A 17,297-nucleotide genomic window follows, 5' to 3' on the forward strand; every position below is an offset into this window, starting at 1 on the left:
CGCGCGTCGGGGGCGCACGCCACCCGCCCCGGCCGGCCGCTTTCCCCGCGGCTCAACCGGTCGTGAGGAGGACGTTGGCCAGCCCCTCCCCCGCCGCGAACCGCCGCAGCTGTCCCGCGATCAGCCGCTTCGCGCGTGGCATGAACGCCGAAGTGGAACCGCCCACATGGGGACTGATCAGGACACCGGGAGCGTGCCACAAAGGATGCCCGGCCGGCAGCGGTTCCGGGTCGGTGACGTCGAGCGCCGCCGTGATCCGCCCGCTCTCGACCTCCTTGAGCAGCGCGGCCGTGTCCACGACGGGCCCGCGGGCGACGTTCACGAGCAGCGCCCCGTCCTTCATCCTGGCCAGGAAGCCGGCGTCGGCGAGGTGGTGGGTCGCGGGCGTGAGCGGAGTCGACAGGACGACCACGTCGGCCTCCGGCAGCAGGGCGGGCAACTCCGCGAGAGCGTGGACCGGACCGCGCTCCGTTGCGCGCGCGGAGCGCGCGACGCGCGCCACCCGCGCGCACTCGAACGGCGCGAGCCGGTCCTCGATGGCGGCGCCGATCGACCCGTACCCCACGATCAGCACGGACTTGTCGGCGAGCGCGGGATAGAAGCCGGCCCGCCACTCCTCGGCGTCCTGGCCGCGCACGAAGCCGGGGATGCCGCGCAGCGAGGCCAGGATCAGCGCGAGCGTGAGCTCGGCGGTGCTGGCCTCGTGCACGCCCTTGGCGTTGCAGAGGGCGACCCCGGGACGCAGGGCGGGAATGCCGGGCGTGACGTGGTCGATGCCCGCGGAGAGCGTCTGCACGGCCCGGAGGGAGGTCATCGCCGCCAGCGGCCGTACGGCGATCTCCGACCCCTTCATGTACGGGACGACGTAGAAGGCGCAGCGAGCGGGATCGGCCGGGAAGTCCGGTCCGCCGTCCCAGAAGCGGTAGTTCAGGCCGGAGTCGCCCGGTGCGGGGAGTCCTTCGATCTCGTCCGCGGGAACCGGAAGCCACACGTCGGCGGCGCTGTCTTCGAATCTCATGACCGGGAGGCTATGCGAAGAATCCCGCGCTCCATTGGTTACTTTGGGGGACGGCACAGGGAGGGGTACCGGCAGGTGGAGCGCAGGACTATCGGGGCGACGGCGCTCGACGTGGGTGCGATCGGCCTGGGGTGCATGCCGATGAACTGGGCGTACAGCCGTTCGCAGCAACGGGGGGACCGCTCACTGCGGACCGTGCACGCGGCACTTGACGCCGGCATGAGCCTCCTCGACACCGCCGACATGTACGGGCCGTTCACCAACGAGCTTTTGTTGGGGCGGGTGTTGAAGGAGAGACGGGCGGAGGCCTTCGTCTCGACGAAGTGCGGACTGCTCGTCGGCGACGGCGGCGAGCGCCGCCACGTGGTCGCCAACGGCAGGCCGGGGTACGTGCGTCGGGCCTGCGACGCCTCGCTGCGGCGGCTCCAGACCGATGTGATCGACCTCTACCAGCTGCACCGCGCCGACCCCGAGGTGCCGGTCGAGGAGACCTGGGGCGCGATGGCCGAGCTGGTGTCGGCGGGCAAGGTGCGGGCGCTCGGGCTGTGCGCGGTCGGCGCCCGGTCGGCCCGCAGGGGTGCGACCGGGACCGCCCGCGACGGCTATGAGGGAACGATCCGTCAACTGGAGCGGATCCAACAGGTCTTCCCCGTGGCGGCGGTCGAGGCCGAGCTGTCGGTGTGGTCGCCCGAGGCGCTCGTCCGCCTGCTGCCGTGGTGCGCGGCCCGCGGGGTGGGCTTCCTGGCGGCGATGCCGCTGGGGAACGGTTTCCTCACGGGGACGCTGACCCCGGGCGGCGGCTTCGAGTCGGACGATCCGCGCGCCCGGCACCCGCGCTTCACGGCCGAGATGATGGCGGCGAACCAGTCGCTCGTGGCGGGCCTGCGGCGGGTCGCCGCGCGGCACGGGGCCGATGTCACCCCGGCGCAGGTCGCGCTGGCGTGGGTGCTCGGCCGCGGGCGGCACGTCGTACCGGTGCCGGGAGCGAAGCGGGAGCGGTGGGTCGTGGAGAACGCTCGGGCGGCCGGGCTGCGGCTGACGGCGGGGGATCTCGCGGAGATCGCGGCGCTGCCGGCGCCCCGGGGGTCGTGGGACTGAGCGCCACGCGGGAATCGGCGTCCGCGGGCGGGAACCCGATCGGGTCGAGCGGTGTATGAAGAGTGAAGGGATGCCGCTCGACTCGTCGAAGGGGACCGTTGACCATGAGCCGTCCTGTTGTGCTGAAGGCCCTGTGGGGCGCCGCCGCGCTGATGCTCGTCGCGGGCTGCTCCTCGGGCGATTCCTCGGGTGGTTCCGGGGAGCGTCCGGGTACGGCTCCGCCCGCGTCGGCGTCGGCCTCGGGGTCGGCCTCCGCCTCGGCACCGGCTTCCGGGGCCACGTCCCCGGGTGGGCGCGTGTCGGTGGCGGGCACGCTCACCGAGGGCCTGGAGTCGCCCTGGGGCCTGGCCGAGCTGCCGGGCGGCGACCTGCTGGTCTCCTCGCGGGACGAGCGGACGATCACCCGGGTCGACGGGAGAAGCGGCGCGAAGACCTCGCTCGGCGAGGTGCCGGGGGTGGTGCCGGGCGGTGAGGGCGGGCTCATGGGACTCGCCGTCCACGACGGCTGGGTCTACGCGTACCTGACGGCCGCCTCGGACAACCGCATCGTGCGCATGCGGTACGGAGGCGGGGACGGCGACCGGCTCGGGGCGCCGGAGCCGGTGCTGACCGGCATCCCGAAGGCGTCCGTGCACAACGGCGGACGGATCGCCTTCGGGCCGGACGGGATGCTCTACGCGGGCACGGGCGAGACGGGCGTGACCGGTCTGGCCCAGGACCGGGCCTCGCTCGGCGGGAAGATCCTGCGGATGACGCCGGAGGGCAGACCGGCACCGGGCAACCCCTTCCCCGGCTCGGTCGTCTACACCTACGGGCACCGGAATGTGCAGGGAATCGCCTGGGACGCGGACGGGCGGCTGTGGGCGGCCGAGTTCGGGCAGAACACCTGGGACGAGCTGAATCTGATCGAGCCGGGGAAGAACTACGGCTGGCCCGAGGCCGAGGGGCAGGCGGGCCGGGAGGGGTTCGTGGATCCGGTGGCCCAGTGGCCGACCTCGGAGGCCTCCCCGAGCGGCATCGCCTATGCGCGGGGCGCGATCTGGATGGCCGGGCTCAGGGGCGAGCGACTGTGGCGGATTCCGCTCTCCGGCGCGGAACGGTCAGGGGAGCCCGAGGCGTTCCTGTCAGGTGAGTACGGACGCCTGCGCACGGTTCTCGCCGGGGGCGGCGGCCGGCTCTGGCTGGTGAGCAGCGAGACGGACACCCGGGGCACGCCCGAGCCCGGCGACGACAGGATCCTCCGGCTGGAGGTGAGGTGAGGGAGGCGGTGACCGTGTTCGATCCGATCGCGGAGCTCTTCGCGCCGGGACGCCGGCACGCCGAGGACGAGATGCGCCGGCAGGCCCTCACCCGGGAGGACCCGGAAGACCCCAAGAACATGGCCCCGGGGCGCGGCCCGATAGACCTCACCTCGGGCCGCGTGACGATACGGATCCCCCGGCCGGGGTCAGAGGGCCGTGTCGAGGAGGTGGAGACGGTGGGCGAGGGCGGCGGCCTCGCCCCGGCCGGCGACGCCGAGCTTGGCGAGGATGTTGGAGACGTGGACGCTCGCCGTCTTCGGTGAGATGAAGAGCTCCTCGGCGATCTGCCGGTTGGTGCGGCCTGCCGCGACCAGGCGCAGGACGTCCTGCTCGCGCGGGGTCAGGCCGAAGCCGTCGTCGCCGGGCTCCGCGGGCGCCGGGAGCTGCTTCTCGGGCGCCAGGGAGAGGCGGGCGCGGGCGGCGAGGAGTTCCACGTCCTCGCGGAGCGGGCGGTCCCCGAGACGGAGTGCGGTGGTGTGGGCCTCGCGGAGCAGGGCCGTGGCCTCCTCCCTGCGGCCGCCCTCGACGAGCAGGGCGTCGGCGTGGCGGTGGCGGGCGCGGGCGAGATGGGCGGGGCGGTCCAGCGGCTCGTAGGCGGCGACGACCTCGGCCCAGCGGGTGGCGGAATCGCTGCCCTCGGCCCGGGCCAGCTCCTGGGAGACCTGGAGGGAGTGCGCGGCCCAGACAGGGGCCGGAGCGGCGAGGTCGCGGACGCAGCGGCGGATCAGGGCGAGGGCCTCGGCGCGGCCCTCGGCGGCGGCGGGCAGTCCCCGACTGTCGGCCTCCGCGGCGGCGGCGGTGAGGACGAGCGGCCAGCCGTAGCGGTGGGTGCCGGGCGGGAAGCCGCCCTCGGCGGCGGTCGCGAGCTGCGCCCGGACGTCCTGGACGCGGCCCTCGGCGGCGGCCACGGCGATCGCGACCTGGGCCATGGGCAGCGTGTACTGCGGGATCGGGTCGCGGGTGCCGTAGACGGCGCGGGCGTCGGCGAGGTGGCGGCCGGCCGCTTCGAGGTCGCCTCGCGCGACGGCGAGCTGGGCGAGCCGGAGGGAGGCCGAGCCGCGGGGCTTGATGCTGGTCACCGAGTGCTGGAGCCGCTCGGCGGCCTGCTGCGCCTCGTCCCAGCGGCCGAGAGAGAAGAGGGACTCGGCGCGGTTGGCCTCGATCCAGCCGACGCTGCCGACGAGTCCGTAGGAGCGGGTGAGGTGGATGCCGGCGTCGGCGATCTCGACGGCCTCGCGGGAGCGGCCGAGGGCTTCGAGGGAAGAGGAGATGTTGATGTGGGCGCGCGAGGCCTCGCTGAACTGGCCGAGGGCCGTGGTCCGTTCCCGGACCTCGTGCATCTCGGCGAGACCGGCCTCGACGTCCCCGGCGGCGGTCATGATGGTGCCGAGGGTGAGGCGGGCGTTGAGTTCGATCGACTCGGCCTTGACGTGCCGGGCGTACTCGACGGCGCGTTCGGCGGCGGCGAGGGCATCGGGACCGGGGTTGCGGAGCATGCCCCAGCCGGCGGCGCCGACGAGGACGGCGGCGTGGACGGCGGACGGCGGGAGGCCCTTGACGAGTTCCTGGGCGCGGGCGATCTCCTCCGAGCCGTCGCCGCGGCCGAGGTTGGACTGGAGGCGGGCCTTCTCGCTCCAGAACCAGGCGGCGCGCAGGGGGTCGTGCACGTCCTCGCCGTCGAGGAGGCGGAGCGCCATCCGGCCGATCTTCACTGCGCGTTCGTGTTCGCCGCAGAGACGGGCGGCGACGGCCGCCTCGGCGAGGAGGTCGAGGTAGCCGAGCGGGGTCGTCTCGGGGTCGCAGCCGCAGGGCGGGTAGGCCTCGGCGTAGTCCATGGGCCGCAGCCCGCGGCGGATCTCGGCGGGGGCCTCGTCCCAGAGCTCCATGGCCCGCTCCAGGAGCCGGAGCTGCTCGGCGTACGCGTGGCGCTTTCGGGTGGCGACGGAGGCGCGGAGGACGGCCGGGAGGGCCTGGGCCGGGTCGTGCGCGTGGTACCAGTAGGTGGCGAGGCGGGTGGCCCGCTCGTCGGGCCGGACGAGCGAGGGGTCCGCCTCCAGGGCCTCGGCGTAGCGCCGGTTGAGGCGGGAGCGTTCGCCGGGGAGCAGGTCGTCGCTCACGGCCTCGCGGACGAGGGAGTGGCGGAAGCGGTAGCCGTCGCCGTCGGGGACGGCGAGCAGGATGTTGGCGCCGACGCAGGCCCGGAGCGCCTCGATGAGTTCGTCCTCGGTGAGCCGTGCGACGGCGGCGAGCAGTCCGTACTCGACGGTGGAGCCGCCCTCGGCGACGATCCTGGCGACCCGCTGGGCGTCCTCGGTGAGCGCCTCGACCCGGACGAGCAGGAGGTCGCGCAGGGAGTCGCTGAGCTGGCCGAGGGCGCAGCCGGCCTCGTGGGAGACGACGAGCTCCTCGACGAAGAAGGCGTTGCCGTCGGAGCGTTCGAAGACCTCCTCGACGAGCCCGGGGGCGGGTTCGGCGGCGAGGATGCCGGTGAGCTGGCGGTGCACCTCGGTGCGGGTGAAGCGGGAGAGCTCGATGCGGCGGATGGTGCGGAGCCGGTCGAGCTCGGCGAGGAGGGGGCGCAGCGGGTGGCGGCGGTGGATGTCGTCGGCGCGGTAGCTGGCGACGACCACGATCCGGCCGCGGCGAAGGGTGCGGAGGAGGTAGGTGAGCAGGTGCCGGGTGGAGGTGTCGGCCCAGTGCAGGTCTTCGAGGACGAGCACGACGGTGCGGTCGGCGGCGAGCCGCTCCAGGAGCCGCACGGTGAGTTCGAAGAGGCGGGCGGTGGCGTCCTCGTCGGAGGGCTCGTGGCTGCCGGGGTCGCCCAGTTCGGGGAGGAGCCGGGCGAGTTCGCCCTCCTGGCCGTCGGCGGCGGCGGTCAGTTCGTCGGGCAGCTGACGGTGGAGCGAGCGCAGGGCGGTGGCGAAGGGCGCGAAGGGCAGGCCGTCGGCGCCGAGTTCCACGCAGCCGCCGAGGGCGACGACGGCGCCCCGGTCGCAGGCCGTGTCGAGGAACTCCTCGATGAGCCGGGTCTTGCCGACGCCCGCCTCACCGCCGACGAGCAGCGCCTGGGGCTCTCCCGCGGTCGCGCGGGAGAGCGCCTCGGTGAGGGCGGTGAGTTCGCCGGCGCGGCCGACGAAGACGGGGCTGACTGACCTGGTCTCCACGGCGCCGAGCATCGCACAGCCATCCGTACGGTCGCTCATACGGGGGTCACGCGGCCCGGACGAAGCGGCCCCGGTCGCCGCCGGTCACCCGCCCCTCCGTGCCGTGGCCGCCATGCCGGCGCCCGAAGAGACGCAGGCCCCGGGGGGCCCCGGCGGCCTGGTGGCCGAGGCGCTGGGCGGCGGCCTCACGGACGAGCTGGGCGTGGTTGATGCGGTGGAGTTCGTACGCGAACATCGGGTGCTCCCTGGTGGTTTCGGGTTTCGGTATCGCTCCTTGCGATGCCTCTACTCTCGTTTCCCAGGGGGTCCCGTCACATCGGGCGAGTGCCGCATGTTCGGGCTGCGGGGGGCCTTAGACGTGCCTCAGGGGGTCCTTAGGCGGTACGGGTACCCCGCTCAGGACCCGGTGGTGGGCAGGCTCAGGAAGAGGTCGAAGTAGGTACCGGCCGACAGGAGCAGTCCGAGGCCGCCCAGGACGGCGCCGCCGAGGGCGACCGCCCGGACCCAGACGGGGCGCTCGGGGCGGGCGAGGACCAGGACGAGGACGGCGGTGACGAGCGCGAGCAGCGAGAAGAGGCCGTTGACCAGGGCGGTGCTGTGCCAGGCGTCGCCGTAGATCTCGGAGATCTGCTGGGCCGGGGGGCCGTTCTGGCTGCTGATCTGCCCGATGAGCGTCTCGCGCTCGGAGACGACCTTGCCCGTCCAGGTGCCGGTGAGCGCGACGGCGCCGAGGGCGGCGGAGACGACGGCCGCGCCGCCGGCGCCGACGCCGGTGCCGGCGGGCGACTCGGCCAGAAGCTCGTCCAGCTCGTCGTCATCCAGCTCGTCATCAGGCGCGTCGTCGGCCGAGGCGTCGTCGGCCGGCTCGGCCGAGGCGGCGCGGGCGTCCGGCTCGGCCGGCGCGGCCGGCTCCTGGCCGGCCTCGGTGGCCGTCTCGACCTCCGAGGAGGCCTCGGTCTTCGGCTCGGTCGCCGTCTCGGCGGTCTTCTCGTCGGTCTTCGTGATGTCCATGCGGCGCACGCTAGGCGGCCCACATGAGAACCGCCTTAAGACGCCGGCCGCTCCTTCGCCGCGCGCCACTCGGGGGCGAGGACGGCCCAGACCTCGGTGTCGGCTCGGGTGCCGCGGTGCGGGTAGTTCTCGCGCAGCACACCCTCCTTGGTCATGCCGAGGCGGCGGGCGACGGCGACGCTCGGCCCGTTCTTCGAGGAGGCGTGCCACTCCACGCGGTGGATGCCGCGCTCCTCGACCGCCCAGTCGATGATGACCCGGCAGGCCCGGGTGATCAGGCCCTTCCCGGCGGCGGAGGGCTCCAGCCAGCAGCCGGCCTCGGCGATCCCGTGCGTCACGTCCATGGTCCGGAAGAGGACCCCGCCGACGAGCGTGCCCTCGGTCCAGATGCCGTAGATGCGTCCGGCGTCGTTCGCGGCCTTCTCGGCGTACGAGCGGAGGAAGGAGCGGGCGGAGTCGAGGTCCGCGACGAAGTCCGGGAGCGCGATGTGCTCTCCGACGAACTCCCGGCCCCGGTCCATGTGGGCGAGGAACTCCTCCGCCTGCCAGGGCTCCAGGGGCCGCAGTTCGGCGCCGTCGTCACCCAGCGATATCGCGAACATCGTCGTTCTCCTTCTCGACCGCCGTCACACGTTGCCCTGGGATCTTCGCACGGGCGTCCGCGGCGGCGCGGCTCTCGGGCGGCTCGATGCTGATCCTGGGCAGGATCCGGTCGAGCCGCTTCGGCAGCCACCAGTTCGCGCCGCCGAGCATGTGCATGAGGGCGGGGACGAGGAGGGTGCGCAGGACGAAGGCGTCGAGGGCGACGGCCGAGGCGAGCGCGATGCCGAACATCGCGATGACCCGGTCGCCGGAGAGGACGAAGGCGAGGAAGACCGCGATCATGATGACGGCCGCGGAGTTGATCACCCGGCTGGTCTCGGCGAGGCCGACCCGGACCGCCCGCCGGTTGTCACCGGTCTCCAGCCACTCCTCGTACATCCGGCTGACCAGGAAGACCTGGTAGTCCATGGAGAGCCCGAAGAGGACGGAGACCATGATCACGGGAAGGAAGGGTTCGATCGGTCCCGCGCTGCCGAGGCCGAGGAGCTCGCTCCCCCAGCCCCACTGGAAGATCGCCACGACGATGCCGAAGGCCGCGGCGACGGCGGCGACGTTCATGGCGGCGGCCTTGAGCGGGATGCCGATCGAGCGGAAGGCAAGCAGGAGCAGCAGGCAGCCGAGGGCGATGACGACGCCGATGAAGAGCGGCAGCTTGCCGACGATGATCTCGGCGAAGTCGTCGTAGGAGGCGGTGACGCCGCCGACGTGCACGTCCAGGGAGGTGCCGGCCTCGGCCTTCGGGAGGACGTCCGTGCGGAGCCGGTCGACGAGCTCGCTGGTCGCCTTGGACTGGGGCGAGGAGTCGGGGACGACGGTGAGGACGGCGGTGTCGCCGGAGCTGTTGTACGTGACCGGGGAGACGGACGCGACGCCCTTGGTGGCGGACAGGGCGGCCGGCAGCTGGTCGAGGGCGACCCGGTCGTCGGCGCCGTCGAGCCCGGCGACGAGGGTGAGGGGGCCGTTGACGCCGGGCCCGAAGCCCTCGGCGATCAGGTCGTACGCCTGCCGGGTGGTCGCGGTGGCCGGGCCGTTGCCCTGGTCGGAGGTGCCGAGGTGGAGCGAGAGCGTGGGCAGCGCGAGGACGCCCATGACGACGGCGGCGACGGCCCCGAGGAGCTTGGGGTGGCGCTCGACGAAGGCGGACCAGCGGGCGGCGAAGCCGGTGGGGAGCTCGAGCTGCGGCCCGTGCTCGGCGAGGGCCCGCCGTTCGCGCCGGGAGAGGGCGCGCATGCCGATGAGCGAGAGCAGCGCGGGCAGCAGGGTGACGGAGGCGGCGACCGTGAGGACGACGGTGAGGGAGGCGGCGATGGCGACGCCGTTGAGGAAGCTGAGCCGCAGGATCAGCATGCCGAGCAGCGCGATGCAGACGGTGGCTCCGGCGAAGACGACGGCGCGGCCGGTGGTGGCGACGGCGATCTCGGCGGCCTCGGGCACGGGGAGCCCGCGTTTCAGGCCCTTCCGGTGCCGGGTGACGATGAAGAGCGCGTAGTCGATGCCGACCCCGAGGCCGACGAGCATGCCCAGCATGGGTGCGAAGTCGGCGACGGTCATCAGGTGGCCGAGGAGGACGATCCCGGAGTACGCGATGCCGACGCTGACCAGCGCGGTCGCGATGGGGAGCACGGAGGCGGCGAGCGAGCCGAAGGCGAGGAAGAGGACGACGGCCGCGACGGCGACGCCGACGACCTCGGCGATGTGGCCGCCGGGGGCCTCGGTGAGGGCGACGGCGGTGCCGCCGAGCTCGACCTGGAGGTCGTCGGAGGCGACGGCCTTCGCGGTGTCGACGAGGGCCTGGGCCTGGGCCTCGGGGATGTCGTCGGCCTGCGCGTCGAAGGTGACGGTGGCGTAGGCGGTGTGCCCGTCCTCGCTGATCTGGCCGGCCGCGTCCCCGTACGGGGAGGTGACGGCGGCGACCCCGGGGAGCTCGGCGGCCTTGTCGAGCATCGCGGTCGTCCGCTGCTCGACGGCGTCGGCGCGGACGCTGCCCTGCTCGGTGTGCCAGACGATGGTGCCGCTGTCGCCGCCGAGGCCCTGGAAGCCGCGGTCGAGGAGGGCGGTGGCCCGGCCCGACTCGGTGCCGGGGACCTCGTAGTCGTTGGAGTACGCGCTGCCGGCGAGAACCGCGCCGGTGCCGACCCCGCCGAGCGCGAGAAGCCAGAGGAGGACGACGACGAGACGGTGCCGGATGCACCATCGGGCGATGGCTGCCAAGTGACGTGCTCCCTGGGTGGTTCGTGGATCTTGCACGGGAGCGGCCCGAGAAGAACGCATGACCTAATTGCGCCCACTCTTGCAGCCAAACGTGATCGTTTGCCCCTTTCGTGTCGATGCTCACAGCCGTGCGTGGGGGTTCGGGACCGAGGTCCTGACCCCCGCGCACGGAGGGGAACCGACCGGAGACGCTGCGGTCATCCGGAGACGCTGGGGCGCCCGTTCTCGATGTGACCCATGAGGCGGCGGCGGAAGCCACCGGGCGCGGTGACCTCGACGTCGTACCAGCCGTGCGCGTCGGCGGCCGAGTGCACGACCGTACGGGTCTTCCCGGGCTTCACCCTGACCGTGCGGGTCCAGTCGGCGAGGTCGCGCTCGTCGACGTATCCGAGCGGCCGGACGGTGAAGGCGAGCGGGGCCGTGCCCGTGTTCCGCACGGTGAGGTGCAGGTCACGGTCGTGGTGGTCGAGGCGGGTGGCGAGCTCGGCGCCGCCGGCCGCGGGGCCCTCGAACTCCCGGCGGAAGCCGTTCGGGCCGGTGATCGTGAAGCGGTAATGATCACCCGTAACGGGGACGGTCCACTCCCCCGTCCCCCTGACGTCCCGGTGCTGCGGGACGGCGAACTCGCCCGCGTACGGGTAGAGGGCGAAGTGCGCGCTCGCCCTGCCGGTGTTGCGCAGGGCCACGGTCACGGCACCGGGCGCGACGGTCGCGGAGGCGTCCGGCTGGTACGGCAGGGGCCGGGCCGGGCGGGTGCCGGGCTCCTGGACCGGCATCTGCTGGACTGCCGGGGGCTGCGGCCGCCAGCGGCCGGTGAAGGGCGGGATCGGGCCGGGCTGCTCCACGGGCGGCTGCCGGCGGCCGCGCTTGAAGTCGAAGGCGGAGGTGAGGTCGCCGGTGACGGCCCGGCGCCAGGGCGTGATGTTGGGCTCGGCGATGCCGGTCAGCTTCTCCAGGAAGCGGATCACGGAGGTGTGGTCGAAGGTCTCGGAGCAGACGTAGCCGCCGACGGACCAGGGGGAGACGACGAGCAGCGGGACGCGGATGCCGAGTCCGGTGGGCTGCCCCTTCCAGCGCTCGTCCGTGTTCTCGGCGGGCGGGACCGGAGGCGGCACGTGGTCGAAGAAGCCGTCGTTCTCGTCGTAGTTGATCAGGACGACGGTGTGGCGCCAGACGTCCGGGTGCGAGCCGAGGGCGTCGAGCACCTTGTAGACGAGGCTCGCGGAGGCGATCGGCGAGGAGGAACCGGGGTGCTCCGAGTCGATCGCGGAGGGCACGAGGTAGGAGACCTCGGGGAGCGTGCCGGCGGCGATGTCGGCGCGGAAGGCGTCGGCGAGGGTGCCGCTCTCGACCCGGCGCAGTCCGCGCTCGAAGAGGGAGCGCTCGCCCTCGGTGAGCGTCGCGACGCCCTCCTCCAGGAGCCCGAGGAGGCGGGTCCGCTCGGAGGGGTCCCCGGTGTCGCGGACCGCGGCGTAGAAGGACTCCATGAAGGTGTGCCCGCCAGTGGGCGCGAGCGCCTTCCGGGCGATCTTCTTGAAGGTGGTGAAGAACTCGATGTTGTTGTCGGTGAAGTTCTCCCACTCCGTGTACGTCTTCCAGCTCCGCCCGGCGGCTTCGAGCCGCTCGGCGTAGGTGGGCCAGCCGTAGCCGGGGTGGGTGCCCTCGGCGTACGCGGCGTTGGTGACGGCGCGGGTGCCGTCGGCCTCGAAGCCGGTCCAGCCGGACCAGAGGTGGTTGCGGTTCGGGCTCGTCGAGGTGTGGACGGACGAGTGGTAGGCGTCGCAGATGGTGAAGGTGTCGGCGAGCTCGTAGTGCAGGGGGATGTCGCGCCGGTCGTAGTACGCCATGGTGGCGGCCGTCTTGGCCGAGACCCAGCCGTCCATCCAGCCGCCGCGCCAGGCCTTGCCGCCGCCGCTCCAGGAGTGGTCGAGGTCGCCGATGTACTGGAGGTCCTTCTGCTGCGTCTCGGCGGCGCCGCGGATCGGGAACGGCAGCACGGTCCTGCCGAGCGCGGCGGGCTGCTCGAACACCGGCTTTCCGGAAGGCAGCTCGATGGCGTTGCGGTCGCCGAATCCCCGGACACCGCGGAGGGTGCCGAAGTAATGGTCGAAGGAACGGTTCTCCTGCATGAGGATCACCACGTGCCGCACCGCCTCCATGCCGCCGGCCGGGGGCTCCGCGGCCATCGCCGCCTGCAGGGACGGCGGCAGCAACGAGCCGGCCGCGGCGACACCGAAGGCGCCGCCGCCCAGCGCGAGGAGCCTTCTGCGGGACAGCTCGGGAGACTTCTCGGATGACAAGACCGACCTCCAGTCGACGGCCAATGGTTCGCCTTCGAGCCATTGGTGGTACGACGGGGACGGTAGTGAGCCGGGATGACACAGAGAAGACCCGGCGAGGGCGCGGCGATGAACGTCCAAGGGAACGGAACGGGAGTCCAAGTGCTTTCCGGCCGCCCGGCGAGGGCGAGCACGGACGGCTCCCGCCCCGGCGCCCGAGGTCGGAGAGCCGGGGCGGCTTCGGGAACGAGCCATATCTGATGGAGCGTTGGCTTCCTTCTCGGGGGACTGCCAGCCTTTCCGGGTCGTCGAACCTCACCTGGAGGACTCGTGAACACCCGACTGATCGCTCGATCGCTCGCCCGCCCCGCCCTCGCGCTCGCCGCCGCGGCGGCCCTGCTCCTGGGCTCCGGTGCGACAGGCTCCGCCGCCGAGCCGAAGGCCCCGGTCCCCGTCGACGTCAGGCCCGGCGCCGTCGGCAAGTCCGTTCCGCGTGCCGGGGGCGACCCCGCGTCCGTCGCACCCCTCGGCGTCAACGCCTTCGGCTGGCTCAAGAACGCCAACTCCGGCCGCTGCCTGGCCGTCCCCGGTGGCAGCCACCAGCCCGCCGAGGGGCTGATCCAGTGGGGCTGCGACAGTTGGGCCGACCACTACTGGGACATCCGCCACGAGGTCACCACCGGCGACGGTCGGCGCTGGTACTCCGTCCGGAACATGAACAGCGGCATGTGCTTGTCGGTCGACGCCGCCAGTACCGCCGACTACGCCCGCGCCACCCAGTACCCCTGCGGCCTGTACGTGGACCAGTACTGGACCCTGCGCTACGACAGCGCCAAGCAGGCCAACCAGTTCGTGAACTGGAACAGCGGCAAGTGCCTCGCCGTCCTGAACGGCAGCAAGAACGACGGGGCCGCCGTCATCCAGTTCGGCTGCGGCGGCTGGCTCGACCACTTCTGGAAGTGAGCAGGACGGTGCCCCGGGTCCTCTCGGAACCCGGGGCACCGCCGTCGTACGGAAGGGGCGGGGATCAGCCCTCGCTGACGCCCAGCTTCTCCAGGATCAGGTCCTTGACCTTCGCCGCGTCCGCCTGGCCGCGGGTGGCCTTCATGACCGCGCCGACCAGGGCGCCGACCGCGGCGACCTTGCCGCCGCGGATCTTGTCGGCGATGCCCGCGTTGCCCGCGATGGCCTCGTCGACCGCCGTGCCGAGCGCGCCGTCGTCGGAGACGACCTTCAGACCGCGCTTCTCGACGACCTCGTCCGGGGTGCCCTCGCCGGCGAGGACGCCCTCGATGACCTGACGGGCCAGCTTGTCGTTCAGATCACCGGCGGAGACCAGGGCGGAGACCCGGGCCACGTCCGACGGGGTGATCGCCAGCTCCTCCAGCGAGACACCCTGCTCGTTGGCGTTACGGGCGAGCTCGCCCATCCACCACTTGCGGGCCGAGGCCGAGTCCGCGCCCGCCTCGATCGTGGCGACGATCGAGTCGACCGCGCCCGCGTTCAGGATGGACTGCATGTCCAGCTCGGACACGCCCCACTCCTCGCGCAGGCGGTTGCGGCGCACCCGCGGCAGCTCGGGCAGACCGGCACGCAGCTCCTCGACCCACGCGCGGGCCGGGGCGACGGGGACGAGGTCGGGCTCCGGGAAGTACCGGTAGTCCTCGGCGTTGTCCTTGATACGGCCGGAGGTGGTGGAGCCGTCGTCCTCGTGGAAGTGACGGGTCTCCTGCACGATCGTGCCACCGGAGGTGAGCACGGCCGCGTGGCGCTGGATCTCGAAGCGCGCCGCACGCTCGACCGAACGGAGCGAGTTGACGTTCTTCGTCTCCGAGCGGGTGCCGAAGGTCTTGGTGCCGTTCGGGCGCAGCGACAGGTTCACGTCGCAGCGCATCTGGCCCTTGTCCATGCGCGCCTCGGAGACGCCCAGGGCGCGGATCAGCTCGCGCAGCTCGGCGACGTACGCCTTGGCGACCTCGGGGGCCCGCTCGCCGGCGCCCTCGATCGGCTTGGTGACGATCTCGATGAGCGGGATGCCGGCGCGGTTGTAGTCGAGCAGCGAGTGCGAGGCGCCGTGGATGCGGCCGGTCGCGCCACCGATGTGGGTGGACTTGCCGGTGTCCTCCTCCATGTGGGCGCGCTCGATCTCCACGCGGAAGATCTCGCCGTCCTCCAGCTGGACGTCCAGGTAGCCGTTGAAGGCGATCGGCTCGTCGTACTGGGAGGTCTGGAAGTTCTTCGGCATGTCCGGATAGAAGTAGTTCTTCCGGGCGAAGCGGCACCACTCGGCGATCTCGCAGTTCAGCGCGAGGCCGATCTTGATCGCGGACTCGACGCCGATCGCGTTGACCACCGGCAGCGAGCCGGGCAGGCCGAGGCAGGTCGGGCAGGTCTGCGAGTTCGGCTCGGCGCCCAGCTCGGTCGAGCAGCCGCAGAACATCTTCGTCTTGGTGCCGAGCTCGACATGGACCTCCAGGCCCATGACGGGGTCGAACGCCGCGAGGGCCGCGTCGTACGACAGCAGTTCAGTGACAGTCACGGTGAGACTTTCCCTCTCAGCCCAGCAGGACGTCGTCGTCGCCCAGGCGCTTGAGCTCCCGGTAGAGGATCGCCAGGCCGGTAACGATGGCGGCGGCGGACACGGCGGAGTCGATCAGCCGCAGCATGTCGTTGTCGTTGCGGGCCAGCTTGGCCTGCTTCGCGACGCTGACGGCGCCGAACGCGGTGGTCGCCAGCGAGACGTAGATGCCGGTCTTCGACTTCTTGAAGTTCTTGGCCTTCTTTGCCATGGCACTCACAGCGACGGAGCCTCCTCAAGCAGCGGGTGCCCCCACTTTTCCACGAAGGCGGCCTCGACGGCGGCGCCGACCTTGTACAGCCGGTCGTCCTTCATGGCGGGAGCGATGATCTGCAGGCCGACCGGCAGACCGTCCTCGGGCGCGAGGCCGCAGGGCAGCGACATCGCGGCGTTGCCGGCCAGGTTGGTCGGGATGGTGCACAGGTCCGCGAGGTACATCGCCATCGGGTCGTCGGCGCGCTCGCCGATCGGGAAGGCGGTGGTGGGGGTCGTCGGGGAGACGATCACGTCCACCTCCTCGAAGGCCTTCTCGAACTCGCGGGTGATGAGGGTCCGGACCTTCTGGGCCGAGCCGTAGTACGCGTCGTAGTAGCCGGAGCTCAGCGCGTACGTACCGAGGATGATGCGGCGCTTGACCTCGTCGCCGAAGCCGGCCTCACGGGTGAGGGCGGTGACGTCCTCGGCGGACCGCGTGCCGTCGTCGCCGACCCGCAGGCCGTAGCGCATGGCGTCGAAGCGGGCCAGGTTCGAGGAGCACTCGGACGGCGCGATCAGGTAGTACGCCGACAGGGCGAGGTCGAAGGTCGGGCAGTCCAGCTCGACGATCTCGGCGCCCAGCGACTTGAGCAGCTCGACGGACTCGTCGAAGCGCTGCACGACACCGGCCTGGTAGCCCTCGCCGCGGAACTGCTTGACGACGCCGACGCGCATGCCGGCGACCGAGCCGTTCCGGGCGGCCTCGACGACCGGCGGGACCGGGGCGTCGATGGAGGTCGAGTCGAGCGGGTCGTGCCCGGCGATCGCCTCGTGCAGGAGGGCCGCGTCCAGGACCGTACGGGCGCAGGGGCCGCCCTGGTCGAGGGAGGAGGAGAAGGCCACCATGCCGAAGCGGGAGACGCCGCCGTAGGTCGGCTTGACGCCGACGGTGCCGGTGACGGCGGCGGGCTGGCGGATGGAACCGCCGGTGTCCGTGCCGATGGCGAGAGGGGCCTCGTACGCGGCGAGGGCGGCGGACGAGCCACCGCCGGAGCCGCCGGGGATCCGGGTCAGGTCCCAGGGGTTGCCGGTCGGACCGTAGGCGGAGTTCTCCGTGGAGGAGCCCATCGCGAACTCGTCCATGTTGGTCTTGCCGAGGATGACGACGTCGGCGGCCTTGAGGTTCTTGACCAGGGTCGCGTCGTACGGCGGGATCCAGCCCTCGAGGATCTTCGAGCCCACGGTCGTCGGCATGCCGACGGTGGTGAAGATGTCCTTGAGCGCGAGCGGGACGCCGGCCAGCGGGCCGAGCTTCTCGCCGCGGGCGCGCTTCTCGTCGACGGCGCGCGCCTGCGCGAGAGCGCCCTCGCGGTCGACGTGCAGGAAGGCGTGGACCTTCTCGTCGACGGCCTCGATACGGGCGAGGTGGGCCTCGGTCACCTCGACGGCGGTGAGCTCGCCGGCGGCGATCTTCCCGGCGATCTCGGCGGCCGTGAGCTTGATGATGATGTTGTCCGTCATGACTTCTTAGTCCTCCCCCAGGATCTGCGGCACCTTGAAACGCTGCTGCTCCTGGGCCGGGGCGCCGGAGAGCGCCTGCTCAGGGGTGAGCGACGGACGGACCTCGTCCGCGCGCATGACATTGGTCAGCGGCAGCGGGTGGGAGGTCGGCGGAACGTCTTGGTCGGCGACCTCGGAGACGCGGGCGACCGCGCCGATGATGTCGTCGAGCTGGCCGGCGAAGTGATCGAGTTCTTCGCCCTTCAGCTCCAGACGCGCCAGCCGGGCGAGGTGGGCGACCTCCTCGCGCGTGATGCCAGGCATGCGGTTCCTCACGGG

Annotated in this window: 14 protein-coding genes; 3 read left to right on the forward strand and 11 right to left on the reverse strand. The window is 72.5% G+C overall.

The window, feature by feature from the left end:
- Window positions 1–52: 52 nt before the first annotated feature.
- On the reverse strand, window positions 53–1,018 hold the full coding sequence (locus DEJ46_RS11595; RefSeq protein ID WP_190622584.1) for a 2-hydroxyacid dehydrogenase: 966 nt from the start codon (window positions 1,016–1,018) through the stop codon (window positions 53–55).
- Window positions 1,019–1,093: 75 nt separating this feature from the next.
- Here DEJ46_RS11595 and DEJ46_RS11600 point away from each other — a divergent pair, with 75 nt between their 5' ends.
- Window positions 1,094–2,116, forward strand: coding sequence for an aldo/keto reductase (locus DEJ46_RS11600; RefSeq protein ID WP_150265796.1), 1,023 nt, complete (start codon window positions 1,094–1,096; stop codon window positions 2,114–2,116).
- Between the two features lie 104 nt (window positions 2,117–2,220).
- Window positions 2,221–3,375, forward strand: coding sequence for a PQQ-dependent sugar dehydrogenase (locus DEJ46_RS11605; protein WP_150265798.1), 1,155 nt, complete (start codon window positions 2,221–2,223; stop codon window positions 3,373–3,375).
- Between the two features lie 188 nt (window positions 3,376–3,563).
- On the opposite strand, the gene DEJ46_RS11615 is transcribed toward DEJ46_RS11605, so the two are convergent.
- The 6 genes from DEJ46_RS11615 to DEJ46_RS11640 form a co-directional block, all read right to left on the reverse strand.
- On the reverse strand, window positions 3,564–6,620 hold the full coding sequence (locus DEJ46_RS11615) for a helix-turn-helix transcriptional regulator (protein ID WP_150265802.1): 3,057 nt from the start codon (window positions 6,618–6,620) through the stop codon (window positions 3,564–3,566).
- Window positions 6,621–6,627: 7 nt separating this feature from the next.
- Window positions 6,628–6,816 carry a hypothetical protein gene (locus DEJ46_RS11620; RefSeq protein WP_150265804.1) on the reverse strand — a complete coding sequence of 63 codons (189 nt, stop codon included), beginning with the start codon at window positions 6,814–6,816 and terminating at the stop codon, window positions 6,628–6,630.
- Window positions 6,817–6,977: 161 nt separating this feature from the next.
- Window positions 6,978–7,592 (reverse strand): hypothetical protein, encoded by a 615-nt coding sequence (locus DEJ46_RS11625; RefSeq protein ID WP_150265806.1) that lies wholly within the window; start codon window positions 7,590–7,592, stop codon window positions 6,978–6,980.
- A gap of 35 nt (window positions 7,593–7,627) precedes the next feature.
- Complete coding sequence (locus tag DEJ46_RS11630) at window positions 7,628–8,194, reverse strand: GNAT family N-acetyltransferase (RefSeq protein ID WP_150265808.1); 567 nt, start codon at window positions 8,192–8,194, stop codon at window positions 7,628–7,630.
- The gene (locus tag DEJ46_RS11635) at window positions 8,172–10,406 is read right to left on the reverse strand and encodes an MMPL family transporter (protein ID WP_150265810.1); all 2,235 of its coding nucleotides are present in this window, start codon (window positions 10,404–10,406) and stop codon (window positions 8,172–8,174) included. Before DEJ46_RS11635 ends, DEJ46_RS11630 begins: the two co-directional genes overlap by 23 nt.
- Window positions 10,407–10,603: 197 nt before the next feature.
- Window positions 10,604–12,706 carry a phosphocholine-specific phospholipase C gene (locus DEJ46_RS11640; RefSeq protein ID WP_150265812.1) on the reverse strand — a complete coding sequence of 701 codons (2,103 nt, stop codon included), beginning with the start codon at window positions 12,704–12,706 and terminating at the stop codon, window positions 10,604–10,606.
- A gap of 309 nt (window positions 12,707–13,015) precedes the next feature.
- On the opposite strand from DEJ46_RS11640, the gene DEJ46_RS11645 reads away from it, so the two are divergent.
- Complete coding sequence (locus tag DEJ46_RS11645) at window positions 13,016–13,648, forward strand: RICIN domain-containing protein (protein ID WP_190622586.1); 633 nt, start codon at window positions 13,016–13,018, stop codon at window positions 13,646–13,648.
- 64 nt (window positions 13,649–13,712) lie between these two features.
- On the opposite strand, the gene gatB is transcribed toward DEJ46_RS11645, so the two are convergent.
- From gatB to gatC, 4 genes are read right to left on the reverse strand one after another with little or no spacing between them, the layout of a single operon-like run.
- Complete coding sequence (gene gatB, locus DEJ46_RS11650) at window positions 13,713–15,224, reverse strand: Asp-tRNA(Asn)/Glu-tRNA(Gln) amidotransferase subunit GatB (RefSeq protein WP_150265816.1); 1,512 nt, start codon at window positions 15,222–15,224, stop codon at window positions 13,713–13,715.
- Between the two features lie 16 nt (window positions 15,225–15,240).
- Entirely contained in the window at window positions 15,241–15,474 is a 234-nt protein-coding gene (locus DEJ46_RS11655; protein WP_150274336.1) for a hypothetical protein, read from the reverse strand.
- Window positions 15,475–15,479: 5 nt separating this feature from the next.
- Window positions 15,480–16,979 (reverse strand): Asp-tRNA(Asn)/Glu-tRNA(Gln) amidotransferase subunit GatA, encoded by a 1,500-nt coding sequence (gene gatA, locus DEJ46_RS11660; protein ID WP_150265818.1) that lies wholly within the window; start codon window positions 16,977–16,979, stop codon window positions 15,480–15,482.
- 6 nt (window positions 16,980–16,985) lie between these two features.
- On the reverse strand, window positions 16,986–17,282 hold the full coding sequence (gene gatC / locus DEJ46_RS11665) for an Asp-tRNA(Asn)/Glu-tRNA(Gln) amidotransferase subunit GatC (protein WP_015036350.1): 297 nt from the start codon (window positions 17,280–17,282) through the stop codon (window positions 16,986–16,988).
- Window positions 17,283–17,297 lie beyond the last annotated feature (15 nt).

This window comes from Streptomyces venezuelae (genome assembly GCF_008642375.1).
Classification (GTDB): Bacteria; Actinomycetota; Actinomycetes; order Streptomycetales; family Streptomycetaceae; genus Streptomyces; species Streptomyces venezuelae_G.

Bases quoted from the DNA above. Each gene is read 5' to 3' on its own strand.
- DEJ46_RS11595 (WP_190622584.1), bottom strand. From the start codon at position 1,018: ATGAGATTCGAAGACAGCGCCGCCGACGTGTGGCTTCCGGTTCCCGCG.
- DEJ46_RS11605 (WP_150265798.1), top strand. From the start codon at position 2,221: ATGAGCCGTCCTGTTGTGCTGAAGGCCCTGTGGGGCGCCGCCGCGCTG.
- DEJ46_RS11615 (WP_150265802.1), bottom strand. From the start codon at position 6,620: ATGAGCGACCGTACGGATGGCTGTGCGATGCTCGGCGCCGTGGAGACC.
- DEJ46_RS11620 (WP_150265804.1), bottom strand. From the start codon at position 6,816: ATGTTCGCGTACGAACTCCACCGCATCAACCACGCCCAGCTCGTCCGT.
- DEJ46_RS11625 (WP_150265806.1), bottom strand. From the start codon at position 7,592: ATGGACATCACGAAGACCGACGAGAAGACCGCCGAGACGGCGACCGAG.
- DEJ46_RS11630 (WP_150265808.1), bottom strand. From the start codon at position 8,194: ATGTTCGCGATATCGCTGGGTGACGACGGCGCCGAACTGCGGCCCCTG.
- DEJ46_RS11655 (WP_150274336.1), bottom strand. From the start codon at position 15,474: ATGGCAAAGAAGGCCAAGAACTTCAAGAAGTCGAAGACCGGCATCTAC.
- gatA (WP_150265818.1), bottom strand. From the start codon at position 16,979: ATGACGGACAACATCATCATCAAGCTCACGGCCGCCGAGATCGCCGGG.
- gatC (WP_015036350.1), bottom strand. From the start codon at position 17,282: ATGCCTGGCATCACGCGCGAGGAGGTCGCCCACCTCGCCCGGCTGGCG.